Raw genomic sequence first — 25,003 nt, 5'->3', positions numbered from 1 at the left:
GCGCGCGCGCCGCGCCTACGACCGGACCATGAAGCTCTACCAGGACAACAACGCCAACATCAACGTCGTGACCGGCTACGGTGACGATCACGTCATGATCAGCAGGGTGCGCCACGAGGGCAACGTGCTCCTCAGCGCCAGCCGCGTCATCACCGACTGGGCGCCACAGGCCGCGGGCGACCTCAGCGGACTGCAGGCCGAGGACCTCGCCGCAGCGCGAGAGCTCGGCGCGGAGATCCTCATCGTCGGCACCGGGCGCCGCCAGCGCTTTCCGCAGCCGCAGTTGCTGCGCCCACTGATCGAGTCGCGCATCGGCTTCGAGTTCATGGACTTCTCGGCTGCGTGCCGTACCTACAACATCCTCGTCGGCGAGGGGCGGGCAGTCGTCCTCGGCCTGCTCCGCGATCGCTGAAGGCCGCCTCGGGTGCCGACACGCGGTGGTAACGCGCATGCAAGATTATGTTCACGCGTTTGTCGCCATCGGCTAACCTCAAACACGAACGCCGCCCGGCGCGCGGGTAGCATGCCCCCCATTTCAGCAGGAGACACCATGAGCGCCACCCCCGCCCCCGACTTCAGCCTGCCCGCCACCGGCGGCAACACGGTGACCCTGTCCGCGCTGCACGGGCGCAAGGTCGTCATCTATTTCTATCCGAAGGACAACACGCCCGGCTGCACCAACGAAACGCGTGACTTCGGGACGCTGCATACCGACTTCGCAGCCTGCGGCTGTGACATCTACGGCCTGAGCCGCGACAGCCTGAAGAGCCACGAGAACTTCAAGGCCAAGCTCGAACTGCCCTTCGAACTCATATCGGACCCGGACGAGAAAGCCTGCGAGGCCTTCGGGGTCATGAAGCTGAAGAACATGTACGGCAAGCAGGTGCGCGGCATCGAACGCAGCACCTTCCTGATCGACGTCGCCGGCAACATCGCCCGCGAATGGCGGGGCGTGAAGGTGCCCGGCCACGCCGAGGAAGTGCTCGCCGCCGCGCGCGCGCTCTGAGCTTTTGTTCTTGCTCTGAAACTTTGTCCTGATTGGGCGTGCGCTTGGACGCCCGTCCCCCCGATCGACCGGATCCACGCCCTACATGCCCGCGACCCGCAAATCCACCAGCACCCCGAACACCACCGAAGAGCGCGCCGCCCCGCGCACCCGCAGCACCGCGCGCCCGCGCCGCAAGGGGGCGGCAGTGACTGCGACCAAGCTCTTCGTGCTCGACACCAACGTGCTGATGCACGACCCCACCAGCCTCTACCGCTTCGAGGAGCACGATCTCTACGTGCCGATCATGACGCTCGAGGAACTGGACAACAACAAGAAGGGCACCACCGAGGTCGCGCGCAACACCCGCCAGGCCAGCCGCATGCTCGACGAGATCGTGTCCTCGTCGGACAAGGGCATCGAGACCGGCATCGCCCTCGAGGGCCCCTCGCGCGGACAGGCCACCGGGCGCATGTACCTGCAGACCGAAGCCATCGACATCAAGCTGCCACCCGCGCTGCCAACTGCGCGCGGCGACAACCAGATCCTCGCGGTGGTGATGTACCTCGCCGAGAAGCATCCGGCGCGCGAAGTCATCCTGGTGTCGAAAGACATCAACATGCGTATCAAGGCGCGTGCGCTCGGGCTCGCCGCACAGGACTACTTCAACGACAAGGTACTCGAGGACAGCGACCTGCTGTACGCCGGCACCCGCGAACTGCCCGCCGACTTCTGGGACACGCACGGGCGCGGCATGCAATCGTGGAAGGAAGAGGGCCACACCTATTACCGCCTTAGCGGCCCGCTTGCCGCCGAAATGCTGGTGAACGAGTTCGTCTACCAGGACGGTGACACGCCACTGCAGGCCTGGGTGAAGGAGAAGGAAGGCCGCAGCGTGGTGCTGGAGACGCTGACCGATTTCAGCCACCAGAAGAACAACGTGTGGGGCATCACCGCGCGCAACCGCGAACAGAACTTCGCGCTCAACCTGCTGATGAACCCCGAGATCGACTTCGTCACCCTGCTCGGCCAGGCCGGCACCGGCAAGACCCTGCTCACGCTCGCCGCCGGCCTCACCCAGGTGCTGGAATCGAAGCGCTACAGCGAGATCATCATGACCCGCGTGACCGTGTCGGTCGGCGAGGACATCGGCTTTCTGCCCGGCACCGAAGAAGAAAAGATGGCGCCGTGGATGGGTGCGCTCGAGGACAACCTCGAGGTGCTCAATGGCACCGCCGGCGAAGGCGGCGACTGGGGCCGTGCGGCCACCCGCGACCTGATCCGCAGCCGGATCAAGATCAAGAGCCTGAACTTCATGCGCGGGCGCACCTTCCTCAACAAGTTCCTCATCATCGACGAGGCGCAGAACCTCACGCCCAAACAGATGAAGACCCTGATCACCCGCGCCGGCCCCGGCACCAAGGTGATCTGCATGGGCAACATCGCGCAGATCGACACCCCCTACCTGACCGAAGGCTCATCGGGCCTGACCTTCGTCGTTGACCGCTTCAAGGGCTGGGCGCACTCGGGCCACATCACCCTGCAGCGCGGAGAGCGCTCGCGCCTGGCCGACTACGCGGCAGAGGTGCTCTGAGCGGGCGCCTGCGCAGCCGTTCACGCGCGGCCGCGTGCGCAGGCAAGCCACTCGCCGCGCGGCGGCTCACCTATAATCCGGTGATCCATCCGACGACAGAGCCGTCATGACCACCGAAGCTGCAAACCTGCTGGTTGGCGCCAGCACCGATTTCCTGCGCAACTTCTCGCCCTTCAATCGCATGGAAGCGGAGGCGCTCGCCTTCCTCGCCGAACGCGCCGTCCTCGCCTTCCACGCGCGTGGCAGCGACATCCTGACCCCCGAGATGGGCGTGCCCCGCCACTTCTACATCGTCCAGCGCGGCAAGGTACAGGCGCGCCAGACGGGCTCCACCGCGGTCACCGAGTACGCCAGCCTCAACCTGGGGCCGGGAGAATGCTTTCCGATTGGGGCGATCTCTGCACGGCGCCCTTCGACCAACGCCTACGTCGCGGTGGAAGACAGCTTCTGCTTCCAGATCACTGCGGACGACTTCCTGCACCTGATGCAGCTGAGCCCCGTCTTCCACCTGTTCTGCACCCAGTACATCGCCAGCCTGCTCAACCAGTCGCGCCAGCAACTGCAGACGACCTTCGCGCAGCGTGCGGCAGAGCAGCAGACGATGACCACGACGCTGGGCAAGCTCATCAACAAGGACCCGGTGTATGTGACCGCCGATACGCAGACGCGGACGGCGCTCGAGCGCATGAACGAGCTGCGCCTGGGCTGCATTGTGGTGGTGGACAACGATCGCCGGCCCGTCGGCGTCGTCACGCAGAGCGACCTGCTGCCGCGCGTGATCCTCGCCGGTTTCGACCTCACGCGCCCGATCGGCGAGCTGATGACCGCCAATCCGCATCAGCTTCCGGCCACCGCTTCTGCGTACGACGCCGCCCTCGAGATGGCGACCCACGGCGTGCGCCACCTGCTGGTGGTGGACTCGGACAGCATCCTCAAGGGGGTCGTCTCCGAACGCGATCTGTTCAGCCTGCAGCGCATCAGCCTGCGCCAGATCCGCGCCGGCATCGAGAACGCGGCCGACATCGAGGCCCTGCAGCGCGCCAGCAAGGACATCCGTCAGCTCGCGCTGAACCTCATCGCACAAGGGATCGGCGCCGAGCAGCTGACGCAGTTCATCTCGGCGCTCAACGACGCGCTCACGCGCCGCATCATCGTGCTCGCCCGCGAGCAGCACGACCTGCTCGGCATCGACTTCGGCTGGCTCGCGTTCGGGTCCGAGGGCCGGCACGAGCAGACCCTATCCACCGACCAGGATAACGGCATCGTCTTTCGCGTCGCCGACGGCAATCCGGTCGATGGTGCGCGCCGACGCTTGCTGGCCTTTGCGAAGACGGTCAACGACGACCTCGCCGCCTGCGGATTTCCGCTCTGCAAGGGCAACATCATGGCGAGCAACCCGGAGCTGTGCCTGACGCTCGAGGAGTGGAAATCACGCTTCGGCGACTGGATCCGCGAGCCCGATCCCCAGGCCCTGCTCAATGCGTCGATCTTCTTCGATTTTCGCGTGCTTTACGGGAACGAACGCTTTGGCGACCAGCTGCGCACCTGGCTGAACAAAGCGGCAAAGGGCAACACGACCTTCCTGCGCATGATGGCAGCCAACGCGCTCAAGGTTCTGCCCCCGCTCGGGCGCATCCGCGACTTCGTGCTCGAGGACGATGGCACTGTCGACCTCAAGAAGTCCGGAGCCCGCCTGTTCGTGGACGTCGCCCGCATCATCGCGCTTCGCACCGGCGTAGAGTCCAGCAGCACCGTACAGCGCCTGCGCCAGGCCGGCACGAAGACCGGCATCACGACCGAGGAGACGGCCGCGATCGTCGATGGATTCAACTTCATCCAGCTCCTGCGTCTGCGCTCGCAGCACCTCGAGACCGAGCACGACGCGGCCGACGATAACCGCATCAATCCCGAATCGCTGAACGAGCTCGACCGCCGCATCCTCAAGGAAGCCTTCCGCCAGGCGCGCAAGCTCCAACTGCGGCTCAAACTGGACTACCAGCTGTGAGCTGGCTATCCCGTCTCAAGGCCGCGCGCGGCGGTGCGCAAGCCCTCAGCCCGCAGGCCGAGAAAATCCTGCGCAGTTGGCACGCCCTTCCCGACGCCATGCTCGATCGCCCCCACTTCGAAAGCCGCTATGTGGTCGTCAATACGGAGGCGACCGGGCTCGATCTCGATAGCGATCGCCTGCTCGCAGTCGGCGCAGTGGGTGTCGACGGTGGCTTGCTCCACCCGGAGGACGCTTACTACGCCACGCTCGAACCAGCACCAGCCGAAGCCCTGGCCGGTCTGCTCGGCCTGGTCGGAAAGAGCCCGCTCGTGGTGTTCAACGCCTCGTTCAACCGCAACATGCTGGAGCGCGCCCTGCAGGAGCACGTCGGGCTCGCTCCGTCCTTTCTCTGGATCGACCTCTACTTTCTGTTGCCGTCGCTGTTCCCCGAAAAGCTCGATCGCCCCGCCCGTCTCGCCGACTGGATGGCAGCATTTGGTATCGAAACCTTTCAGCGCCACCATGCCCTGGGTGACGCCTGGGCAATCGCCCAACTGTTTCTTGCCGCCCAGACGCGCGCGCTTTCCTTCAGCGTCACCACTCCGGCGGGGCTCGCCGAGCATCAGAGCGCGTTCCGGCAGAAGCTCAAGGTGTGATTCGTCCCCACCGCGAAAAATGCCCATCTCCCGAGCGGCACGACGGAGATTTCTTGTTTACATCCTGCAGTTGCCTGCGTATATTTCGCCAAATGTTTTTGCGACCAGCCCTCCTATCTCTGACCCTCTTGCTCACGTCGGCCCCGTTCGCCCACGCCGCCGAGCAGCAAGCGCAGACGGTGCAGGCAGCGCAAAAATCGGTGATCGGTGAGTACACCGCCGTAGCCGAGCAACTGGTCGACGAAGCCCTGTCCTACCTCGGGATCCGCTACCGCTTTGGCGGAACTTCGCCTGAGACAGGTCTCGACTGCAGTGGCCTGGTGCTCAATGTCTTCCGCAACGCGGTCGGCCTGGATCTGCCGCGTACTGCGCGCGAAATGGCCAACGTGGGCGACAAGATCGGTCGCCAGGAACTGAAGCCGGGTGATCTCGTGTTCTTCAACACGATGCGCCGCACCTTCTCTCACGTTGGGATCTACCTTGGCGACGGCAAGTTCGTCCATGCTCCTTCGAGCGGCGGCAAGGTTCGTGTCGAGAGCATTTCCACACGTTACTGGGCACAGCGCTTCAATGGCGCGCGTCGCCTGGTCGATGACGGCGACGTATTGACCCCATCGGCGAAGCTGGCCTCCCTGCGCTGACAGTGCGCCGAAGCCTGCCTCGCCTGCGAGATCTCATGAAAAAGCCCGGCTGATCGCCGGGCTTTTTCATTTCGTCGGCGCCTTCCTGGCTTCCGCCTTGCAGCGCTCTGGGCAGCTCGTGCAGCGCTCGCCCAGGCGCCGTCCGAGGACCTGCTGCAATGCGCAGGTCGAGCGCCGGCAACACACGAAGGCCACCCCTTCGCGGCTCGCCGCATCACGAAAGCGCTGCATCACGTTGTGCCCGATGAAGTCGGTGAACAGGATGACCATCCCGATCCCGCTCGGCAGCGGCGCACTGCGGCGCTGATGGCTCGTGTCGCGCCCACTGACGTGTCCCGCGATGCGAATACCGAAGCCATCCAGCACTGCGGGGATGTTTCCGAGCCGATCCGCGCCGACAAGCAAGGCATCCATGAATTTCGTCCTCATTGCGAATTATTCGCATTCATAATGCCGGCAATGCGAACCGTTTGCAACTGCGAACCTTTATCGTTACTATTCGGCCACCGTCACAACCCACTCGTAAACACGCCACCATGATGAAGAAAGTCCTCCTCACCGCCCTCGCTTCCACCTTTGGCCTGTCCGCTGCCGCGACTGCGGCCGAGCTCAATGTCTATTCGGCTCGCCACTACCAGACGGACGAGCAGCTCTACGGCAATTTCACCAAGCAGACCGGGATCAAGATCAACCGCATCGAGGCCAAGGAAGACGAACTGCTCGAGCGCATCCGCACCGAAGGCGCCAACAGCCCGGCCGACATCTTCGTCACGGTCGATGCATCGCGCCTGGCCAAGGCCGACGAGATGGGTATCTTCGCGCCGGTGCAGTCGGCCGAGCTCGAGGCCCGCATCCCCGCCCACCTGCGCACGGCCAACTGGTTCTCGTACTCGACCCGCGCCCGCGTCATCGTGTACAACCCGGATGCCGTAAAGGCCGAGCAGGTCCAGACCTACGAGCAGCTCGCGGACCCGGCGCTCAGGGGCGAGGTGTGCACGCGCTCGGGCAGCCACCCCTACAACCTGTCGCTCGGCGCGGCCATGATCCAGCACAACGGTGCAGAGGCGACCGAGAAGTGGGCGAGCGGCGTCGTGGCCAACTTCGCGCGCGCCCCCAAGGGCGGCGACACCGACCAGATCCGCGCGGTCGCAGCGGGTGAGTGCGGCGTGGCGATTGCCAACAGCTACTACCTGGCGCGCCTGATGAATTCGGACAAGCGCGAAGATCAGGAGGCCGTGGCGAAGATCAAGGCCGTATGGCCCAACCAGGCGAGCTGGGGCACGCACATCAACGTGTCGGGAGCCGGCATGCTGAAGCACGCGCCGAACAAGGAAGCCGCGGTCAAGTTCCTCGAGTACCTCGCCTCGGACGAGGCGCAGACCTACTTCGCCAACGGCAACAACGAATGGCCGGTGGTGGCGAGCGTTAAGGTGGACAACGCCGCGCTGACGAAACTCGGTGACTTCAAGGCCGATACGCTGCCGATCGGCGAACTGGCGGCCACGATCGCCGAAGCCCAGCGCATCTTCGACCGCGCCGGCTACCGCTGATCACCCTAGCGTAGTAAGCGCCGCGCGACCTGTGGCGCCCTACCCCGCAGTCGCGGCCCCGGAAGACTCAGCCCCCGCAGCGTCAACTGCCGGGGCTGAAGTTTTTCCAGAAGACATGAGAACCCGGTTGCGACCTTCACGCTTGGCCGCATACAGGGCCTCGTCGGCCCGCGCATAAGCCGCCTCGTATCCCTCATCTGCGGGGTCGAGCATCGATACACCGATACTGACCGAGTAATGCAGTGGCCCCACCTGCGCCTGCGCCGGGCTGTCGGTAACCATTCGCCGCATGCGGTCAGCCACACGCACGGCGCCCAGACTATCGATGCACGGCAACAGGATGGCAAACTCCTCGCCCCCGAGGCGAGCGAAAACATCGGCTTCGCGCAACTGTACGCTCAAGGTCGCCGTGAAATGGCGCAGCACCTCGTCGCCCGCTGCGTGTCCATACGTATCGTTGATGCGCTTGAAGAAGTCGAGGTCGAGCAGCAGCAGCGCAGCCTGCGATTGTCCTCGCCGCACCCGGCCGAGTTCGTTTTTGACCATCTCGGTGAAGTGACGGCGGTTCCACAGCCCGGTAAGCGGATCACTGGTCGCAAGCTGGAGCAGGCTCTCCTCCATGGCCTTGCGCGGCGAGATATCCTCATGAATCCCGACCACGCGCAGTGGCTCGCCCTGTTCCCCGCGGTCGAGCACGCGCCCAGCCCCGAGCACCCACACCCAATGCCCATCCTTGTGCTTCATGCGGTACTCGGCGCGGTAGGCATCGGTCAGTCCGCGCAGATGCGGTTCGAGCGTCGCCCGGATATCGCGCCAGTCGTCCGGATGGACGAGCGTCTCCCAACTCGAGACATGGGACGACAACTCGTCGGGCGCGTATCCCAGAATCCGCAACCACACCGGACTGAAGCTCGCCTTTCCGCTCGGTACATCCCAATCCCAAAGGCCTAGCCCGGCCCCCTCGAGCGCCAGCATCATGCGACGTTCGCGCTCGGCAATCTGCTCGCGAACCCGACGCCGTTCAGTAAAGTCGCGGCTGATCCGGATCTCGCCCAGGTAAGTGCCGTCCTGATCACGATAAGGCGTGCGCAGGGTGTCGAGCAATCGCAACGCGCCATCGCGCCCTTCCAGCCATTCCTCGTGATGCTCGGGTGCACTCACCACGACCGAATCGGGGTCGCGGCCCGCCAGGCTGGGACGGTCCGGGAATACGTCTGCGTCACGTAGACCGAGGATGCGCGCCTCGTCGAGGCCATAGGCCTCGGCGAAAGCCGTGTTGCAGCCCAGGAAACGCCCCTGCGTGTCCTTGAACGCGATGAGGTCCGGCACCGAATCGATGAGTCCGCGCAGCAGGGCCCGTTCCCGCACCAGTGCCTCTTGCGGCTCGCGAACACCAGCGACGAAGACCGCACGATAGATCATCCCGAACGCCGCCACCTTATAGGCGTGCCCAAGAACGTTGAAGAGGTCGCTCACTTCGACGTAGAAGGTGAAATAGAGCTCGGCCAGCGCCAGCACCCCGGCCGCGGCGGCCAGCCAGCACGAGGTCACCTCGCGCTCGCGAGTGCCGCGCCGCGCGAGCAGCACTGCCGCCAGCAGGTAGAGCGCGACCAGCCCATATTCGGCGATCAGTTTGAGAGGCGTGACGCCCACGCCCGGTTCGAAGCTGCGGGGCAAGCTGTCCGGATGGCTCAGCACGATCCAGGCCCAAGCAAGCGCCAGCCCGATTGCCGCCAGGGTCATGCCCCTGGCGGCAGCGGACGAACCCCGGCGTTCGGGTAACACGGCATGGACGAGCAGACCGAGCGCAGCGATCAATCTTGCTGCGAGCCAGAAATGGATTGCCTTGTCGGCTCCGCTCGGGGTGACGAACACCGGCATGCCCGGGTAGGAAAGGGTGTGCGCAAAATCGATCAGGCCAACTGCAAGAAACACCGCCCCCAGCCAGGCGAGGCGCGCGCCGCGATCGGTGCGGCGCAGGTTCCAGCCAAGGGCGAATACCATGCCGGCGACCGCGATCGAAAAGAACTCGAGTGCCGTATGCAGCGCCAGATAGTTTTCATGCGCCGCAAACAGCTGCGTAGCCGGCAAGAAGCGACTTGCGACGAACACGGTCGCCAGCACGAGCAGCCAGGCGACCGGCCCCGAGCCGAATCGGCTGCAAGGAAGCGCCGAGCTCAACGCCGCCCCCGAACACGGGCACTACGCAGATGACGCGCATGAGACGAAAGCATGCCGGCGATCTGATTGGCGATGGCGAACGGCGCGGGCATTTGATGGGAAGTCATGAGGCCGTAATTATCCATTACAGCCCGGGCCACCCAAAGCCCTGTGGCTAAGGCACCACAGGGCAGGACCTGCCCTCAGCCCGCGCGCCTCCTCACTTTGAGGATCTGGCGCGAGATGATGAACATCGGCAGCAGCCCGACCGCGACGATGATGAGCGCCGCAGTCGAGGCTTCGGCGAGACGCTCGTCCGCGGCGAGGGTGTGCGCCTGGGTGGCCAGGGTGTCGAAGTTGAACGGACGGATGACCAGCGTGGCCGGCAACTCCTTCATGACATCGACAAACACGAGCAGGCTGGCCGTCAGCAGGCTGCCGCGCAGCATGGGAATGTGCACCCGGCGCAGCGTCGCCCATTTGCCGAAACCAAGGCTGCGCGAGGCATCGTCCATGCTTTGCGTGATCTTCCCGAGGCTGGACTCGACCGTCTGCAGCGCGACGGCGAGGAAACGCGCCAGATAAGCGTAGACCAGCGCGGCGATGCCCCCGGTGAGCAGCAAGCCCGGGTTCGTGCCAAAGATCGCCTCCCAGGATTGCGCCAGCCAGTTGTCGAGACGCGTAAGGGGAATGAGCACGCCCACCGCAATCACCGACCCAGGCACCGCATAGCCGAGCCCGACCACGCGGTTGAGCGCCTGCGGCAGCCGGGTGCGCGCGAGCCGGGCGGCATAGCCGAGCACGACCGCGAGCACGACCGCGATGATCGCCGTCACCGCGGCGAGCACGAAGCTGTTGCGCGCGAGGTGAACAAAGCGCGGACCGAACTGCGCATCGCCCTCGGCAAAGGCCATCTGCAGCAACAATGCAGCCGGGAGCAGAAAACCCAGCAGCAGCGGCATGAAGCAGGCGAAGGCCGCAAGCAGGCCGAGCGGCAGCGGCAGGCGCAGGCGCACCGGCATGCTGAGCTGGCGCGAGGTGTTGTTGAAGCGCGCCCGGCCCCGCGACATGCGCTCCAGGGTGAGCACCAGGACGACGAACGCAAGCAGCGCGGCGGAAAGCTGGGCCGCCGCGATGCGGTCACCGAGCGAGAACCAGGCGCGGTAAATCCCGGTGGTGAAGGTCTGCACGCCGAAGTAGGAGACCGTGCCGAAGTCCGCCAGCGTCTCCATCAGCGCCAATGCCGTGCCGGCCACCACCGCCGGCCGTGCCAGCGGCAGGGACACACGAAAGAAGCTGCCCCAGGGTCCGAGCCCGAGCGAGCGTCCTGCCTCGAGCATGCCCCCCGCGCGCTCGAGAAAGGCCGTGCGCGCAATCATGTACACATAGGGATAGAGCACGAACATGAACATCGCGACCGCGCCGCCTACCGTGCGCACGTCCGGAAACCAGTAATCACCCCGCCGCCATTCGAAGGCCTCGCGCAACCAGGTCTGCAACGGGCCGACGAACTGCAGGAAGTCGGTGTAGACGTAGGCCATCACATAGGCCGGCATCGCCAGCGGCAACACCAGCGCCCACTCGAAGAATCGCCTGCCGGGAAAGTCGAGCATCGTCGTCAGCCACGCCGACGTCACCCCGATCGACGACACACCCAGGCCGACCCCGACGCAGAGGATGACGGTGTTCCACATGAACTCGCCCAGCACGGTGTCGGCCAGGTGCGCCCATGTATCCCCCGTCTCGCCGATCAGGACGTTCGAGAACACCGAGAGCACAGGAGCAGCGATCAGCACCCCGACGACCACGGCCACGACGGTCAACGTCGACCACTGCAGGCGCGCGGCGCCCTGTCCAGCCAAAGCGTTCATTCTGTTTCCACAATGCCGGGGCGTACCGGAACTCGGCCGCCCGCTTCGAGCGGCAAATTATAATTGATCGCATTTGGAACACCGCGATGCAATAATCGGTGAAGACGTTTTTCGCCCTCAACCGGCCCTCCCCTTCCACGATGTCACACCTGAACCTGAACCAGATCGACCTCGCCTTCGGCCACCAGGTCGTCGTGCGTCAGTTGTCACTGAGCCTCGAAACAGGGCGGATCGGCTGCCTGCTCGGCCCCTCCGGCTGCGGCAAGACCACCGTGCTGCGCTGCATTGCGGGTTTCGAGCGCCTCGCCGCCGGAGAAATCCGGCTCGACGGCGCACTGGTCAGCACGCCTGCGCAGACCCTGCCCCCGGAGCGCCGGCGCATCGGCATGGTGTTCCAGGACTATGCGCTGTTTCCCCACCTTTGCGTCGCCGACAACATCGCGTTCGGCTTGCGCAAGGAAGACGCGGCAGCACGACGGACACGGGTCGAGGAGTTGCTCGTCCTCGTCGGCCTGGCCGACCAGGGGCACAAGTTTCCGCACGAGATGTCGGGGGGCCAGCAGCAGCGCGTCGCGCTCGCCCGTGCGCTGGCGCCGCGCCCCAGCCTGCTGCTGCTCGATGAGCCCTTCTCCAACCTCGACGTCGAGTTGCGCGAGCGCCTGTCGCATGAGGTGCGCGACATCATCAAGGCCACCAACACCACTGCGATCCTGGTCACGCACGACCAGCACGAGGCCTTCGCCGTCGCCGACGAGATCGGCATCATGCACGAAGGCCGTATCCAGCAGTGGGACACGCCCTACAACCTTTATCACCGTCCGGCCAACCGGTTCGTCGCCGACTTCATCGGCCAGGGCGTGTTCCTGCGCGGGAAGGTGCTCAATGATCACCAGGTGCAGATCGAACTCGGCGTACTCGACAGTTCCGTGCCGCTGGTGTGCTGTGCGGATTGCGCCGGCTGTGTGCATGGCAGCCCGGTCGACGTTCTGCTGCGCCCCGACGACATCGTGCACGACGACGCCAGCCTGCTGAAGGCCGAAGTGGCGCACAAGGCCTTTCGGGGGGCGGACATCCTGTACACCCTGCGCCTGGCCGGGGGAGCCAAGGTGCTATCCCTGGTGCCCAGCCACCATAACCACGCCATCGGCGAACGCATCGGCATTCGCCTCGACGTGGACCACGTCGTCACATTCCCGGTCGAGGACGGCGAACCGACGCCGGTCGCGCACCCGGAATCCATCGCGGCATGATTCCCTGGCTGGGCAGCGAGGTGGTGTTTCCGCCCGACGAGCAGGCGCTTTGCGAACCGAACGGTCTGCTTGCCGCGGGCGGCTCGCTAACGCCCGCATGGCTGCTCGCCGCCTATCGCCGCGGCATCTTCCCGTGGTTCAGCGAAGGCGAGCCGATCCTGTGGTGGACGCCCGATCCGCGCCTCGTCCTCGTTCCCGATCACCTACATGTCAGCCATTCGCTGCGCAGGACGCTGCGCCGGCAGCGCTTCGAGGTTCGCACCGACACAGCCTTCGCCGCGGTGCTGCGGGCCTGTGCCGCGCCGCGCGCGCCGGGCCTGGGCACCTGGATCACGCCGGCGATGCAGGCCGCCTATCTGCGCATGCACGAACTGGGTCACGCGCACAGTGTCGAATGCTGGCGTGAGGGCAGGCTGGTCGGCGGTCTGTATGGCATGGCGCTCGGTCGGGTCTTTTTCGGGGAATCCATGTTCACGCTCGAGACCGATGCATCCAAGGTCGCGCTGGCCCATCTGGCTCGGCTGCTAGCGGAGCGCGCCTATGCCATCATCGACTGCCAGATGACAACCGCCCATCTGCAGTCCATGGGCGCCCGAGAGATGTCCCGTGCGCACTTTGTCGAAACCCTGGCGCGCTGGGTGCCCGACGGGCCACCAGCGCAAAAGTGGGCGGCCGACGCCGCCCGGTACCTCATCTGGCCCTGAGATCGAACGCCTGGCGGCAGCTGCGAAACCATGCAAAAGGACTATCCCTACGCCCTCATCCAGTTCTACGCGACCGCGCCCTACGCGTGCTCGTATCTGCCCGACCGCAGCGCGCGCTCGCAGGTCGCAACGCCCGGGCACCTGATCGACCCGCAGGTGTACAGCGAACTCGTGCGCCGTGGCTTTCGCCGAAGCGGCGTGTTCACCTACAGGCCGTACTGTGACCACTGCCGCGCCTGCGTGCCGGTGCGCATCCCGGTCGAGCGCTTCGTGGCCGACCGCAGCCAGCGCCGCGCGTGGGCCCGGCACCAGGACCTGATCGCCATCGAGCGTCCGCTCGAATTCTTCGAAGAGCACTACCAGCTCTACCAGCGCTACCAGGCCGCGCGTCATTCCGGTGGCGGCATGGACCTCGACAACCGCGAGCAGTACAGCCACTTCCTGCTGCAGAGCCACGTCGACACACGGCTCGTCGAATTTCGCGAGCATGGCGTGCTGAGGATGGTGAGCGTAATCGACCGCCTCTCGGACGGACTGTCGAGCGTCTATACCTTTTACGAACCCGAGCACCCGCGCGGCGCCCTCGGCACCTACGGCATCCTGTGGCAGATCGAGGCCGCCCGCCACCTGGAACTCGCGCACGTGTACCTCGGCTACTGGATCGCCGAGAGCCCCAAAATGGCTTACAAGGCGCGCTTTCGCCCGCTCGAGGCGCTGATTGACGGCGACTGGATACCGCTTCCTGCCACCGACTGAGTGCGCTGCGACCGCCCGCGCCGTTCAGCGCAGATCGCCCACTGCTCGCCCTCGCCTCCCGCGCGCGGCGGCGAATCGCTACAATCCGCCGATGCTCTACGAACTCATCCGCCCGCTGCTGTTTTCGCTCGACCCCGAAAACGCCCACGACCTCACCCTGCAGGGACTCCACTTCGCCGGCAAGCTGCTGCCCCCCGGGCAGCCCGAGCCCGCACCGCCCGCCGAAGTCATGGGCCTGCGCTTTCCCAACCGCATCGGCCTGGCCGCCGGCCTCGACAAGAACGGCGAGGCGATCGACGGGCTCTCCCGGCTCGGCTTCGGCTTCCTCGAGATCGGCACCATCACGCCCCGCGCCCAGCCCGGCAACCCGCGCCCGCGCATGTTCCGGCTGCCCGAGGTGCAGGGCATCATCAACCGCATGGGCTTCAACAACCACGGCGTCGATGCGCTGATCGCCCACGTGCGTGCGGCCAAGTACCGCGGCATCCTCGGCATCAACATCGGCAAGAACTTCGACACCCCGATCGAACGTGCTGCCGACGACTATCTCGCCTGCCTCGACAAGGTGTATCCGCTGGCGAGCTACGTTGCCGTCAACATCTCGTCGCCGAACACCAAGAACCTGCGCCAGTTGCAGGGCGAGTCCGAACTCGACGACCTGCTCGCTCGCCTCAAGAGCGCCCAGACCCGGCTTGCCGACACCCACGGCCGCTATGTGCCGCTGACGCTCAAGATCGCGCCCGACCTCGACGACGCCCAGGTCACCAACATCGCCGACGCGCTGCGCCGTCACCGCATCGACGGCGTCATCGCCACCAACACCACCATTGCGCGCGACAAGGTACAGGGCATTCGCCACGGCAACGAACAGGGCGGGCTCTCGGGCGCGCCGGTGTATGACGCCTCCACCGCCGTGGTGCGTCGCCTGGCCGAGGCGCTGGCTGGCGAGTTGCCGATCATCGCTGCGGGCGGCGTGCTCGAAGGCGCCCAGGCCCGCGCCAAGATCGACGCCGGTGCGGCGCTGGTGCAGTTGTACAGCGGCCTCATCTACCGTGGCCCGGGGCTCGTTCGCGAATGCGTGCGCGCCACGGCCTGAACCCCGCCGCCTCGAACTCGCCCGGCGGCACTGCCGCCGGCTTTCCGCGTCGCCGACATGGCGCGCCCGCTCGACTCTTCCGCCCGTTCCAGGAGATTTCACGATGATCCAACGCCGTCGGTTCATGCTGTCTGCTGCTGCGCTCGCCGTCGCCGCCACCCTGCCGCTCACGGCCGCCGCCGAATCGCCAGCCAAGGTCGGCTTCGTCTACGTCAGCCCGATCGGCGACGCCGGCTGGACCTACCAACACGACGAAGGCCGCAAGCAGATGGAAAAGGCGCTCGGCAGCAAGATCGAGACGCGCTACGTCGAGAGCGTGGCCGAAGGGGCCGACGCCGAGCGCGTGATCCGCGAGTTCGCCGCCAGCGGCAGCCAGATCGTGTTCGCCACCAGCTTCGGCTACATGAACTACGTCGAGCGCGTCGCCCGTCAGTTTCCCAAGGTCACCTTCCTGCACGCCACCGGCTACAAGTCGGCGAAAAACTTCGCGCCCTACAACGCGCGCTTCTACGAGGGGCGTTATCTCAATGGCGTGATCGCCGGCAAGATGACCAAGTCGAACGTGCTCGGCTACGTCGGCGCCTTCCCCATCCCCGAGGTGCTGCAAGGCATCAACGCATTCACGATGGGCGCGCGCAGCGTCAATCCGAACGTCGAGGTGCGCGTGATCTGGGCCAATAGCTGGTACGACCCGGGCAAGGAGCGCGAGGCGGCGATGACGCTGATCTCGCAGGGCGCGGACATGTTGACCCACCACACCGACTCCACCGCGACCGTGCAGGCGGCCGAAGAAAAGGGCGTGAACGCTTTCGCCTACCACTCCGACATGTCGAAGTACGGCCCCAAGGCCCAGCTCACCGCCACCACCCACCACTGGGGCGAGTTCTACACCCGCACCGTGAACGCGGTGCTCGACGGCACCTGGAAGCCCGAAGCCGTCTGGGGTGGCATGAAGGACGGCATGATCAAGCTCGCACCGCTCAACCCGGCGATCCCGGCCGACGTGCAGACCATGGTCCGCGATCTCGAGGCGAAGATCACCGCCGGCAGCTTCCATCCCTTCACCGGCCCGGTGCTAGACCAGGCCGGCACCGAGCGCCTGGCTGCCGGCGCCGTCATGGATGACGCAACGCTGGGCAAGATGGACTACTTCGTGCAGGGCGTGTCGTCGCGGCTGCCGAATGCAAAATGAGGCCAGATAAGGCCAAGTAAGACCAGGCAAGACGCAACGCGCGAACCCGGATCGAAAAACGGCCCCGACTGGGGCCGTTTCTTCGTCGACGACGCGCGGCGCCCGTCAGAGCGCGTGCTTCTCGCGCACCATCTCGCCCAACAGGCGCATCAGTGTCTCGCTCGCCTGCTCCGCACGCTCGAGCGCACCAACCACGGTCTTGCGCACCGCCTCTTCGTCATCGGTGCGGGTGCGGATTGCCGCCAGTGCCTCATGGACAGCCGCATGCACGGTCGCATGCGGGCGCTCGGTCTGCGAGAACGCCCGGGTCGTGCCGAAGTGCCGCGCGCCCTCGCCATCGTGATACCACTGCCCGACCCGGCATGCGTTCGGGTCGGTGGCGACCTCGGCCGCTTCCGCCCCTTCGCCGCGCCGCTCCATCGCGACGTAGGCGTTCTGCATGTAGATGATGTGATCCATCTTCACGCGCGATGCAAGCGACAGATCCTGCGCCCGCGACAATTGCTCGATGGTGGCCGCTGCCGACTGCGCGACCGCCGCGAACTGCTCGCGAAACGCCGCCACGTCGCCACTCACCCGCGCGCTGTGCTCGCCCACCCGCGCCGTGTGCTCGACCATCGCCCCCACGCGCGCACGGAAACCGCTCACCAGTTGCCCGATCTCCTGCGTCGCCGACTTGGTGCGCTCGGCCAGCTTGCGCACCTCGTCCGCAACCACCGCGAACCCGCGCCCGAGCTCGCCCGCGCGCGCCGCTTCGATCGCCGCATTGAGCGCGAGCAGGTTGGTCTGGTCGGTGATGTCGGAAATGATCAGCACCGCACGGTCGATCGAGTTGCTGGCGGCGCCGAGCTCGCCCGCGGCAGTCGCCATGGTCTGCATGTCGACGTTGATGTCCTCGAGCGCGTGGCTGATGCGCGCCACGTCCTCGCGGCTGCGCCCGGCACCGCTGCGGTTGTCCTCTGCGATGTCGAGCACCGCATCCATCTCGCGCGACACGGCCAGCAGATCGCCCTGATTGCCCTTGAGGTTGGCGAGCAGGTTCACCGTGTTGAGCGCATGCAGTTGCGAGCCCAGGCGATTGCGCACCACGTAGCGTGCGTTCTCTTCCATCGTCCCGATCGCGCGGTTGACCGCCACCAGCGAGGAAGCAAAGTCGCCCGGCAGCCCCTTTTCAAGGGCACGGCGGTGAAACTCGCCGCGTGCAACCGCCGCGAAGCAGGTGTTGATCTCCTTGAAATAGGTCTCGACCGTATCCAGGAGTTCGTTGAACTCCCATGCGACCCTACCCACTTCGCCCAGGCCCCGGGTACTGGTGATGCGTTGATGGAGATCACCGCGCCGGCACGACATGATCACCTGCTGCATGTGGGCCAGCGTGCGCAGCGGTCGGTCGAAAGAGCGCCACGCATAGGCGCTGAAGGCGACCGCGAGCACGGGAATCGCCACGCTCGGTGCCGAAAGCCCGAACAGGGTGATCTGCCAGCCGGCCATGGCCACCACGAGGGCGACGAAGACCAGGCAGAAGATGCGGAACTGTTTGTCGAGGAAAGGCGTACCGCTGCTGACGGGACGGTTTGCATGCTTGTTCATCGTGCCGCTTCCTTCCAGCCCGTGTAGAGACCGAGCACCAGGCGCTCGTAGGTTGTCTGCTGATCCGCGAGTGTGCGGCGCAGCCAGGCCAACGAGGCTTCGGGCGCAGTCGCCGGTCCCGACTTGTGCTCGATCTGCCGCATCTGCGCATAGAGCTCGGACACAGCCGCCACCGCGCGCGGCGAGACTGAGCGCCGCACCGAGAAATAGCCTGAAACGGCGCCGCCACGATCATGGTCGGCGGTGACGTTGGCGAACACCCAATAGAAGTCGCCATCCGCGGTGATATTCTTGATGACGCCGAAGAACTCACGCTCCGCCTTGAGCGTCTCCCACATCAGCCGATACACGCCGCGCGGCATGTCCGGGTGGCGCACGATATTGTGCTGCTGCCCCAGTAGCGCATGCTCGGCAAAGTTGCTTATGCGCATGAAGGTCCGGTTCACATAGGTGAGCCGGCCTGTCGAGTCTGTCTTGCTGACGATCAGGTCGTCGTCGGCAACCCGAACTTCCCGCTGTGTCGGTGTAATCCTGCCTTTCACTGCCCATTTCCTCGCTGCTGACGGCGCGTTGCGCCGGAAGAAGGCCCGATTCAGCCCTTAAACCAATAGCGGCAATATTCCTGAAAACTTCAGTGCAATCCGGGGAGCGGCACGGCACCCCGCCAGCCACCGCCAAGATCAGCCGTCAGGACGATCGGCGCCGGCCTCGTCATCGGCCGGCTGGCCGTTGCGCAGACACGCCGCGAGCGCAGTCGCGATGCCATCGGCCATACGGGCCTGGCGCGCAGGATCCCGCAACAGAAGCTCCTCATCACGATTCTTGATGACCCCGGCCTCGAACAGCACCGCCGGGATGCGCGCATGCCGCAGCACGGCGAGACCGTCGTAGTAATGCACCGCATGCTGATGGTCTGCGTAGGCCCGCCGCCGCCCGTTCTTGTGGGTGGGCTCGAAGCCGAGGCGCTGGAGCCGGGCACCGATCGTGCGCGCGCACAGGATGCTGCGCGCCGTGTCCGGGTTGTCGCGCGACACGAACAGCGAATGCCCGGAAAATTCGTCGTTGTAATCGAGCACCTGACCATTCCACTGCCACGGCCGCAGTTCAGCGGCATTGACTGAATCGTGGTGAATGGACAGGAAGAATGCGGCCCCCGCCGCAGCTTGCGGGCGAGCCTTCAGGCTCGCGATCCGGCCATCCGCGTTGATCGTTTCCACACGAAGCCCACGACTGCGCAAGGCATCGACGAGGCGCTCTGCGAACTCGCGATTGAATTCGAATTCGCTGCGTCCCCGTGCACTCGTGGCGCCCGGCGCGTCGAGCGTGTGCCCGATGTCGACGGCCACCCGGCCCACTTCCCCCGATTGCGCTGCGGCTGCACGCGCGGCACCGGCGGTGAGCCCGAGGATCATTGCAAGCGCATGGCAGGCAGCGCGAACGAAAGGTCTTGCCATGGGCCGATGTTAACCGAAACCCGCAGCCCGACTTCGTCTTGATTCAAATCATGGAGACGGGCTGACGTGCCCGGGACAATGCGCCCACCATCGGCACTGCCGTGGATAGCTGTAACCCCTGAACCACCCGGGCAACCTGGCACCTTTTCGGACAAAACGAGATAAGCGATGAGGAGTACTCCATGAGCGGTATCTTCACAAAATCAATGGCGCGGAACATCTTCTACGGGGGAACGGTGTTCTTCTTCCTCCTGTTCCTGGCGCTTACTTTCGACACCGAGCGCGAACTCCCGAATCGCGACAACCGCGGCGCAATCACCCCCGAGGTTGCTGCGGGCAAACACATCTGGGAAACACGCAACTGTCTTGGCTGCCATACCCTGCTGGGTGAAGGCGCCTATTTCGCACCGGAACTCGGCAACGTCTACACCCGCCGCGGCCCTGATTTCATCAAGGGCTGGATGCAGGCAATGCCCACCGGAGCCCCGGGCCGTCGTCAGATGCCCCAGTTCAACCTCACCGATGAAGAGCTCGACCAGCTCGTGGCCTTCTTCAAGTACACGGCGGGTATCAACACCGCCAACTGGCCGCCCAACATCGAAGGTTGATCGGAAACCTGGAGACCACAAGGGGATCTTTCATGCAATACAAATCACAAGCGGTCGCCATGCCCTACTTCATAGCGGCGATCGGGCTTTTCGTGGGGCAAATCATCTTCGGTCTGATCATGGGCCTGCAGTACGTGGTCGGCGATTTCCTTTTTCCGGAGATCCCGTTCAACGTGGCGCGCATGGTTCACACCAACCTGCTGATCGTGTGGCTGCTGTTCGGCTTCATGGGAGCGGCTTACTACCTCGTGCCTGAAGAGACCGAGACCGAACTGTACAGCCCGAAGCTGGCGCTGCTGCTGTTCTGGGTCTTCCTCGTCGCTGGCGCTGCCACCATCCTCGGCTACCTGCTCGTGCCCTACAGCACGCTGGCGTCAATGACCGGTAACGACCTCCTCGCCACCATGGGTCGAGAGTTCCTCGAGCAGCCCTTGCCAACGAAGGTCGGCATCGTCGTGGTCGCACTCGCCTTCCTGTTCAACATCACGATGACCATGCTGAAGGGCCGCAAGACCGTCATCAGCATCGTGCTGCTGCTCGGTCTGTGGGGTCTGGCGATCTTCTTCCTGTTCTCCTTCTACAACCCGGTCAACCTCGTCCGCGACAAGTTCTACTGGTGGTGGGTGGTTCACCTTTGGGTGGAAGGCGTGTGGGAACTGATCATGGCTGCGCTGCTCGCCTTCGTGCTGATCAAGGTCACCGGGGTCGACCGCGAAGTCATCGAGAAGTGGCTGTACGTGATCATCACCCTGGCGCTCGTCACCGGCATCATCGGCACCGGTCACCACTACTTCTGGATCGGTACGCCGGAGTACTGGCAGTGGTGGGGTTCGATCTTCTCCGCGCTGGAGCCGATCCCGTTCTTCGCCATGACCGTGTTCGCCTTCAACATGGTGAACCGTCGCCGCCGCGAGCATCCGAACAAGGCTGCCGTTCTGTGGGCGCTGGGCACCGGTGTGATGGCCTTCCTGGGCGCTGGCGTGTGGGGCTTCCTGCACACCCTGGCTCCGGTGAACTACTTCACCCACGGCTCGCAGATCACCGCCGCTCACGGTCACATGGCCTTCTATGGTGCCTACGTGATGGTCGTCATCACCATCATCAGCTACGCCATGCCGATCCTGCGTGGTCGTGCGGCGAACAGCGAGAAGGCACAGGTCGTCGAGATGTGGTCGTTCTGGCTGATGACCATCGCGATGGTGTTCATCACCCTGTTCCTGACCGCCGCCGGCATCCTCCAGGTCTGGCTGCAGCGCGTGTCCGACACCCCGATGTCGTTCATGGCCACCCAGGACCAGCTCACGCTGTTCTACTGGATGCGTGAATGGGCGGGCGTGATGTTCTTCATCGGGCTGCTGACCTACCTTGCCAGCTTCTTCATCAAGGGCGAGAGCAAGGCAGTCAAGGCCTGATATTTACCGGGTGCATGGGTAGCAACTCCTGGGCGATCCAGGGGAAGGGGTTGGGGCGGCGAGAGCCGCCCTTTTTTTTGTCTTTCCGCCCGCAACCGGCACCACGGGGAAGGATTTTTGCTCCTCCTGGCGGAGCGGCCCCAGCCGCCCGCTAGAATAGCGGCCTGCCGCGGCCCGACGCGCCGCTTCTTTCCGCCCGCCCCGCTTTCCGCCTGCCCCGAGTACGCCGTGCCCGCTTCCAACGCCCTACCTGCCTCCACGGCTTCCCGTCCTGTCTTTCGGATCGCGATCAACGGCTACGGCCGGATCGGCCGTTGCTACCTGCGCGCCCTGCACGAGGCCGGGCTGGGCGAGCACTTCCGCGTGGTGGCAATCAACGAGCCCGCCGACCTTGCCAGCATCGCTTACCTCACCCGCTTCGACTCCACCCACGGGCGTTTCCCCGGCGCTGTGGACTGCACTGAGGACACGCTGATCGTCAACAACCAGGCGATCGTCGTCTCGCATGCACGCACACCCGAAGAAGTCGATTGGGCCGCGCTCGACATCGATCTGATCGTCGAGTGTTCCGGCCAGTACGGCAGCCGCAGCGAACTGACGCGTTTCCTGAGTGCTGGCTGCCCCAGACTTTTGCTCTCCCACCCGGGCAACGGCGCCGAGGATGTCGACGCCACCGTCGTGTTCGGGGTGAACCACGCCCGGCTCGACGGCGGCGAAGGCCTGGTATCGAACGCGTCGTGCACCACCAATGCGGTCGTGCCGGTGCTCGACCTCCTGCATCGCGAGATCGGGATCGAGCAGGCGCTGCTCACCACGCTGCACTCGGCCATGAACGACCAGCCCCTGATCGACGGCTACCATCACACCGACCTGCGTCGCACGCGCTCGGCGATGCAGTCGATCATCCCGGTATCGACCGGGCTGGCGCGCGGCGTGGAGCGCCTGCTGCCCAGCCTCGCCGGTCGAGTCAAGGCCAAGGCAATCCGGGTGCCAACGCACAACGTCTCGGCAATTGACATGGTGCTTACGCTCGCCCGCGACATCGAGCCGGGTGAGGTCAACCGCCTGCTGCGCGCTGCGGCCGAGAGCTGTTACCACGGCCTGATCGCCTACTCCGACGAAGCCCACGCTTCGATCGACTTCAACCACGACCCTCACTCGGCCATCGTCGACGGCAGCCAGACTCGGAGCATCGGGGCACGCATGGTGAATCTGCTGGTGTGGTTCGACAATGAGTGGGGCTTCGCCAGCCGCATGGTGGATGTGACCCGGCACTGGCTCGGCATCACGGCGGGTGCGCCGCCCGAGCAGGAATCCAATTAACCACGATCAAGTTAAAACCGTGTGCGCTTGCCTAGACTGCCACGGATGGAAACGACAAGCGCTCCCCTTTCCCTGCCCCCGGCGACGGCGTCCGGACAGGGTCCTCGCCTCGCCGGCGACCTGGCGATCTGGATTTTCATCCTCGCCGAACTGCTGGCCTTTGGCGTGTTCTTTGCCGCCTACGCCTTCACGCGCGCCAACCACATCGAACTGTTCAACGCCGAACAGGCCGAGCTGAACCGGCACGCCGGCGCAATCAACACCATCCTGCTGCTCACTGCGAGCTACTTCGTCGTGCGTGCGGTGCAAGCCGCCGAGCGCGAGGCCTCGCGACAGGCCGCCAACTGGCTGCTCGGGGCGATCCTCACCGGCTTCGGCTTCGTCATCGTCAAGCTCACCGAATATGCAGCCGCCTTCGAGCACAACATCAGCCTGTCGAGCAGCCCGTTTCACATGTTTTACCTGTCGCTCACCTTCTTCCACTTCATGCACGTGATCCTTGGCCTGGTGATCCTGGTCGCGATGTGGAACGGCGCGCGCCAGGGCCGCTACCGCCCCGGCGACATGAACGGCCTGGAGACCGGCGCCGCCTACTGGCACATGGTCGATCTGGTGTGGCTGATCCTGTTCCCACTCGTTTACGTCATTCACTGAGGCGCCCACCATGAGCACCAATGTGCACGGCACTTCCAAGGGCTCCACGATCCTGTGGGCCACGCTGATCCTTGCCACGATCCTCACCTGGAGCATTGGCGCCCTGGGCGAGACCGGGCGCTGGGGCGTCGCCGCGCTCGCCGTCATCTCTTTCTGGAAAGGCGCGGTCATCATTCTCGACTTCATGGCGCTGCGTCACGCGCCGCTGCTGTGGCGCGCCATCACCATGGGCTGGATGATTCTGGTCTGGGCCGTCATCGCCATCGCTTACATCAAGGGACTCGCACAATGAAGCCTGACACCCCCAACCTCGACATCCCTTTCTATCAGCCGGCGGGCGATGAAGTGAGCGTGTTCGAGCACGCCTGGCGGAACCGCCTGCCGTTGCTGATCAAGGGCCCGACCGGTTGCGGAAAGACCCGTTTCGTCGCGCACATGGCGGCCCGGCTCGGCCTGCCCCTGTACACGGTGGCCTGCCACGACGACCTCACCGCCGCCGACCTCGTCGGCCGCCACCTGATCGGCGACGGGAAGACGGTGTGGTGTGACGGACCGCTCACCCGCGCAGTGCGCGAAGGCGGCATCTGCTACCTCGACGAAGTCGTCGAAGCGCGCAAGGACACCACCGTGGTGCTGCACCCACTTGCCGACGATCGCCGCATCCTGCCGATCGACCGCACCGGCGAGGTGCTCGAGGCGCCGCGCAGTTTCATGCTGGTGGTGTCGTACAACCCCGGCTACCAGAACCTGTTGAAGGGCATGAAGCCCTCGACCCGGCAGCGCTTCGTCAGCATGCGCTTCGACTTCCCCCGCCCCGAGCAGGAAGAGTCCGTGCTGATCGGCGAAGCCGCCTGCCCGCCAGATCTGGCCAGGCGCCTCGTGGCCATCGCCGGCGCGCTGCGCTCGCTCAAGGATCGCGATCTGGAAGAGTCGGCCAGCACCCGCCTGCTCGTCTATGCCGCGTTGCTGATCAAGGACGGCATGGATCCGGTCGCGGCATGTCGCGTCGGCATTGTCGAAAGCCTGACCGACGACCCCGAGGTCGCAGAAGGCCTCATGGAAGTCGTCGCCGCGACCTTCGGCCGCTGACGCCACCCCCGGAGCGCCGCATGTCCATCGACCGTCCCGACCCTCTCAAGCACGTCATGCCCGGCCCGCACCTGGCGGTGGTGGCCGAGGCGCTGTTCCTGATCAACCTGATGCTGCTGCCCGGGCTGGCCTTTCTTGCGCTGATGGTGCTGTGGGCGATGCATCGCGATCACCCCGACCCCCTTGTGCGCAACCATCTGCGCCAGACCGGCTGGACCTGCATCTGGGGCGGACTGCTGCTGGTCGTGATCAGTGTCGCCATCTTCATGCTCGGCGGTTTTGACAACCCATGGACCTGGGTCATCGGCGTGCTGTACTTCACCTTCGTCCATTCGAGCCTGATCCTGCTCGGCGTCGCCGGGCTGTCGCGCGCAATCAACGGCCGCACCTGGCGCTTCCCCGTCTTCGGTCCGCGCGAGCACGGCTAGGCC

At 65.3% G+C, this 25,003-nt stretch carries 25 protein-coding genes and 1 pseudogene; 19 read left to right on the top strand and 7 right to left on the bottom strand.

The features are described from left to right. Window positions 1-28 precede the first annotated feature (28 nt). The 6 genes from RBT54_RS06245 to RBT54_RS06220 all read left to right on the top strand — a co-directional run bounded on the left by RBT54_RS06245 (window position 29) and on the right by RBT54_RS06220 (window position 5,863). Window positions 29-412 carry an Mth938-like domain-containing protein gene (locus RBT54_RS06245; protein WP_320365243.1) on the top strand — a complete coding sequence of 128 codons (384 nt, stop codon included), beginning with the start codon at window positions 29-31 and terminating at the stop codon, window positions 410-412. 138 nt (window positions 413-550) lie between these two features. Then, a complete protein-coding gene (locus RBT54_RS06240; protein WP_320365241.1) occupies window positions 551-1,006 on the top strand; it encodes a peroxiredoxin in 456 nt (151 codons plus the stop codon). Between the two features lie 85 nt (window positions 1,007-1,091). Beyond that, window positions 1,092-2,579: a PhoH family protein gene (locus tag RBT54_RS06235; protein ID WP_320365239.1), complete on the top strand. Its 1,488-nt coding sequence runs from the start codon at window positions 1,092-1,094 to the stop codon at window positions 2,577-2,579. A 106-nt stretch (window positions 2,580-2,685) separates the two neighbouring features. Continuing rightward, window positions 2,686-4,584, top strand: coding sequence for a DUF294 nucleotidyltransferase-like domain-containing protein (locus RBT54_RS06230; protein ID WP_320365237.1), 1,899 nt, complete (start codon window positions 2,686-2,688; stop codon window positions 4,582-4,584). Next, the gene (locus RBT54_RS06225) at window positions 4,581-5,222 is read left to right on the top strand and encodes a 3'-5' exonuclease (RefSeq protein WP_320365235.1); all 642 of its coding nucleotides are present in this window, start codon (window positions 4,581-4,583) and stop codon (window positions 5,220-5,222) included. Before RBT54_RS06230 ends, RBT54_RS06225 begins: the two co-directional genes overlap by 4 nt. Window positions 5,223-5,314: 92 nt before the next feature. Further along, entirely contained in the window at window positions 5,315-5,863 is a 549-nt protein-coding gene (locus RBT54_RS06220) for a C40 family peptidase (RefSeq protein ID WP_320365336.1), read from the top strand. Window positions 5,864-5,929: 66 nt separating this feature from the next. On the opposite strand, the gene RBT54_RS06215 is transcribed toward RBT54_RS06220, so the two are convergent. Next, window positions 5,930-6,277, bottom strand: a complete 348-nt coding sequence (locus RBT54_RS06215) for a DUF2325 domain-containing protein (protein ID WP_320365233.1) — start codon at window positions 6,275-6,277, stop codon at window positions 5,930-5,932. Window positions 6,278-6,399: 122 nt separating this feature from the next. On the opposite strand from RBT54_RS06215, the gene RBT54_RS06210 reads away from it, so the two are divergent. After that, complete coding sequence (locus tag RBT54_RS06210; RefSeq protein ID WP_320365230.1) at window positions 6,400-7,413, top strand: Fe(3+) ABC transporter substrate-binding protein; 1,014 nt, start codon at window positions 6,400-6,402, stop codon at window positions 7,411-7,413. A 39-nt stretch (window positions 7,414-7,452) separates the two neighbouring features. Here RBT54_RS06210 and RBT54_RS06205 read toward each other — a convergent pair whose 3' ends face one another. Further along, window positions 7,453-9,594 carry an MASE3 domain-containing protein gene (locus RBT54_RS06205; RefSeq protein WP_320365228.1) on the bottom strand — a complete coding sequence of 714 codons (2,142 nt, stop codon included), beginning with the start codon at window positions 9,592-9,594 and terminating at the stop codon, window positions 7,453-7,455. Window positions 9,595-9,776: 182 nt separating this feature from the next. Further along, window positions 9,777-11,444 carry an iron ABC transporter permease gene (locus RBT54_RS06200; RefSeq protein ID WP_320365226.1) on the bottom strand — a complete coding sequence of 556 codons (1,668 nt, stop codon included), beginning with the start codon at window positions 11,442-11,444 and terminating at the stop codon, window positions 9,777-9,779. A 140-nt stretch (window positions 11,445-11,584) separates the two neighbouring features. On the opposite strand from RBT54_RS06200, the gene RBT54_RS06195 reads away from it, so the two are divergent. From RBT54_RS06195 to RBT54_RS06175, 5 genes are all read left to right on the top strand, one after another. Beyond that, window positions 11,585-12,694 (top strand): ABC transporter ATP-binding protein, encoded by a 1,110-nt coding sequence (locus tag RBT54_RS06195; protein WP_320365334.1) that lies wholly within the window; start codon window positions 11,585-11,587, stop codon window positions 12,692-12,694. Then, on the top strand, window positions 12,691-13,398 hold the full coding sequence (gene aat, locus RBT54_RS06190; RefSeq protein WP_320365224.1) for a leucyl/phenylalanyl-tRNA--protein transferase: 708 nt from the start codon (window positions 12,691-12,693) through the stop codon (window positions 13,396-13,398). The genes RBT54_RS06195 and aat overlap by 4 nt, the downstream gene beginning before the upstream one ends. 30 nt (window positions 13,399-13,428) lie before the next feature. Next, window positions 13,429-14,154 carry an arginyltransferase gene (locus RBT54_RS06185; protein ID WP_320365222.1) on the top strand — a complete coding sequence of 242 codons (726 nt, stop codon included), beginning with the start codon at window positions 13,429-13,431 and terminating at the stop codon, window positions 14,152-14,154. Between the two features lie 91 nt (window positions 14,155-14,245). Continuing rightward, the gene (locus RBT54_RS06180) at window positions 14,246-15,250 is read left to right on the top strand and encodes a quinone-dependent dihydroorotate dehydrogenase (protein WP_320365220.1); all 1,005 of its coding nucleotides are present in this window, start codon (window positions 14,246-14,248) and stop codon (window positions 15,248-15,250) included. Between the two features lie 103 nt (window positions 15,251-15,353). After that, the gene (locus RBT54_RS06175; protein WP_320365218.1) at window positions 15,354-16,442 is read left to right on the top strand and encodes a BMP family ABC transporter substrate-binding protein; all 1,089 of its coding nucleotides are present in this window, start codon (window positions 15,354-15,356) and stop codon (window positions 16,440-16,442) included. Window positions 16,443-16,547: 105 nt separating this feature from the next. Here the strand turns inward: RBT54_RS06175 and RBT54_RS18460 are convergent, their stop codons facing one another. The 4 genes and pseudogenes from RBT54_RS18460 to RBT54_RS06160 form a co-directional block, all read right to left on the bottom strand. Then, entirely contained in the window at window positions 16,548-16,883 is a 336-nt protein-coding gene (locus RBT54_RS18460) for a CZB domain-containing protein (protein WP_413788425.1), read from the bottom strand. A 102-nt stretch (window positions 16,884-16,985) separates the two neighbouring features. Next, window positions 16,986-17,426: pseudogene (locus RBT54_RS18455) on the bottom strand (methyl-accepting chemotaxis protein); the annotation flags it as partial. 602 nt (window positions 17,427-18,028) lie between these two features. After that, complete coding sequence (locus RBT54_RS06165; protein ID WP_320365214.1) at window positions 18,029-18,574, bottom strand: PAS domain-containing protein; 546 nt, start codon at window positions 18,572-18,574, stop codon at window positions 18,029-18,031. 138 nt (window positions 18,575-18,712) lie between these two features. Then, the gene (locus RBT54_RS06160; RefSeq protein WP_320365212.1) at window positions 18,713-19,444 is read right to left on the bottom strand and encodes an N-acetylmuramoyl-L-alanine amidase; all 732 of its coding nucleotides are present in this window, start codon (window positions 19,442-19,444) and stop codon (window positions 18,713-18,715) included. Window positions 19,445-19,668: 224 nt separating this feature from the next. On the opposite strand from RBT54_RS06160, the gene RBT54_RS06155 reads away from it, so the two are divergent. From RBT54_RS06155 to RBT54_RS06125, 7 genes are all read left to right on the top strand, one after another. Beyond that, on the top strand, window positions 19,669-20,094 hold the full coding sequence (locus RBT54_RS06155) for a cytochrome c (protein ID WP_320365210.1): 426 nt from the start codon (window positions 19,669-19,671) through the stop codon (window positions 20,092-20,094). A gap of 32 nt (window positions 20,095-20,126) precedes the next feature. Continuing rightward, the gene (locus tag RBT54_RS06150) at window positions 20,127-21,506 is read left to right on the top strand and encodes a cbb3-type cytochrome c oxidase subunit I (protein WP_320365208.1); all 1,380 of its coding nucleotides are present in this window, start codon (window positions 20,127-20,129) and stop codon (window positions 21,504-21,506) included. A gap of 228 nt (window positions 21,507-21,734) precedes the next feature. Continuing rightward, window positions 21,735-22,829 carry a type I glyceraldehyde-3-phosphate dehydrogenase gene (locus tag RBT54_RS06145; protein ID WP_320365206.1) on the top strand — a complete coding sequence of 365 codons (1,095 nt, stop codon included), beginning with the start codon at window positions 21,735-21,737 and terminating at the stop codon, window positions 22,827-22,829. A gap of 45 nt (window positions 22,830-22,874) precedes the next feature. After that, the gene (locus RBT54_RS06140; RefSeq protein WP_320365204.1) at window positions 22,875-23,483 is read left to right on the top strand and encodes a cytochrome c oxidase subunit 3 family protein; all 609 of its coding nucleotides are present in this window, start codon (window positions 22,875-22,877) and stop codon (window positions 23,481-23,483) included. 10 nt (window positions 23,484-23,493) lie between these two features. After that, the gene (locus RBT54_RS06135; protein ID WP_320365202.1) at window positions 23,494-23,775 is read left to right on the top strand and encodes a cytochrome C oxidase subunit IV family protein; all 282 of its coding nucleotides are present in this window, start codon (window positions 23,494-23,496) and stop codon (window positions 23,773-23,775) included. Continuing rightward, window positions 23,772-24,572, top strand: coding sequence for a CbbQ/NirQ/NorQ/GpvN family protein (locus RBT54_RS06130; RefSeq protein ID WP_320365199.1), 801 nt, complete (start codon window positions 23,772-23,774; stop codon window positions 24,570-24,572). Before RBT54_RS06135 ends, RBT54_RS06130 begins: the two co-directional genes overlap by 4 nt. Window positions 24,573-24,592: 20 nt before the next feature. Then, a complete protein-coding gene (locus tag RBT54_RS06125) occupies window positions 24,593-25,000 on the top strand; it encodes a hypothetical protein (protein ID WP_320365197.1) in 408 nt (135 codons plus the stop codon). The last annotated feature ends 3 nt before the right edge of the window (window positions 25,001-25,003 follow it).

Source organism: Thauera sp., from assembly GCF_034003485.1.
Taxonomy (GTDB): domain Bacteria; phylum Pseudomonadota; class Gammaproteobacteria; order Burkholderiales; family Rhodocyclaceae; genus Thauera.
Note: the sequence above shows the minus strand (reverse complement) of the source record. Positions and strands in the feature narration are given on the sequence as shown.

Coding starts and splice junctions, on each gene's coding strand:
- RBT54_RS06245 (WP_320365243.1), top strand. CDS start 29: ATGAAGCTCTACCAGGACAACAACGCCAACATCAACGTCGTGACCGGC.
- RBT54_RS06240 (WP_320365241.1), top strand. CDS start 551: ATGAGCGCCACCCCCGCCCCCGACTTCAGCCTGCCCGCCACCGGCGGC.
- RBT54_RS06235 (WP_320365239.1), top strand. CDS start 1,092: ATGCCCGCGACCCGCAAATCCACCAGCACCCCGAACACCACCGAAGAG.
- RBT54_RS06230 (WP_320365237.1), top strand. CDS start 2,686: ATGACCACCGAAGCTGCAAACCTGCTGGTTGGCGCCAGCACCGATTTC.
- RBT54_RS06220 (WP_320365336.1), top strand. CDS start 5,315: ATGTTTTTGCGACCAGCCCTCCTATCTCTGACCCTCTTGCTCACGTCG.
- RBT54_RS06215 (WP_320365233.1), bottom strand. CDS start 6,277: ATGGATGCCTTGCTTGTCGGCGCGGATCGGCTCGGAAACATCCCCGCA.
- RBT54_RS06210 (WP_320365230.1), top strand. CDS start 6,400: ATGATGAAGAAAGTCCTCCTCACCGCCCTCGCTTCCACCTTTGGCCTG.
- RBT54_RS06200 (WP_320365226.1), bottom strand. CDS start 11,444: ATGAACGCTTTGGCTGGACAGGGCGCCGCGCGCCTGCAGTGGTCGACG.
- RBT54_RS06195 (WP_320365334.1), top strand. CDS start 11,585: ATGTCACACCTGAACCTGAACCAGATCGACCTCGCCTTCGGCCACCAG.
- aat (WP_320365224.1), top strand. CDS start 12,691: ATGATTCCCTGGCTGGGCAGCGAGGTGGTGTTTCCGCCCGACGAGCAG.
- RBT54_RS06185 (WP_320365222.1), top strand. CDS start 13,429: ATGCAAAAGGACTATCCCTACGCCCTCATCCAGTTCTACGCGACCGCG.
- RBT54_RS06180 (WP_320365220.1), top strand. CDS start 14,246: ATGCTCTACGAACTCATCCGCCCGCTGCTGTTTTCGCTCGACCCCGAA.
- RBT54_RS06175 (WP_320365218.1), top strand. CDS start 15,354: ATGATCCAACGCCGTCGGTTCATGCTGTCTGCTGCTGCGCTCGCCGTC.
- RBT54_RS18460 (WP_413788425.1), bottom strand. CDS start 16,883: ATGCAGAACGCCTACGTCGCGATGGAGCGGCGCGGCGAAGGGGCGGAA.
- RBT54_RS06160 (WP_320365212.1), bottom strand. CDS start 19,444: ATGATCCTCGGGCTCACCGCCGGTGCCGCGCGTGCAGCCGCAGCGCAA.
- RBT54_RS06155 (WP_320365210.1), top strand. CDS start 19,669: ATGAGCGGTATCTTCACAAAATCAATGGCGCGGAACATCTTCTACGGG.
- RBT54_RS06150 (WP_320365208.1), top strand. CDS start 20,127: ATGCAATACAAATCACAAGCGGTCGCCATGCCCTACTTCATAGCGGCG.
- RBT54_RS06140 (WP_320365204.1), top strand. CDS start 22,875: ATGGAAACGACAAGCGCTCCCCTTTCCCTGCCCCCGGCGACGGCGTCC.
- RBT54_RS06135 (WP_320365202.1), top strand. CDS start 23,494: ATGAGCACCAATGTGCACGGCACTTCCAAGGGCTCCACGATCCTGTGG.
- RBT54_RS06130 (WP_320365199.1), top strand. CDS start 23,772: ATGAAGCCTGACACCCCCAACCTCGACATCCCTTTCTATCAGCCGGCG.
- RBT54_RS06125 (WP_320365197.1), top strand. CDS start 24,593: ATGTCCATCGACCGTCCCGACCCTCTCAAGCACGTCATGCCCGGCCCG.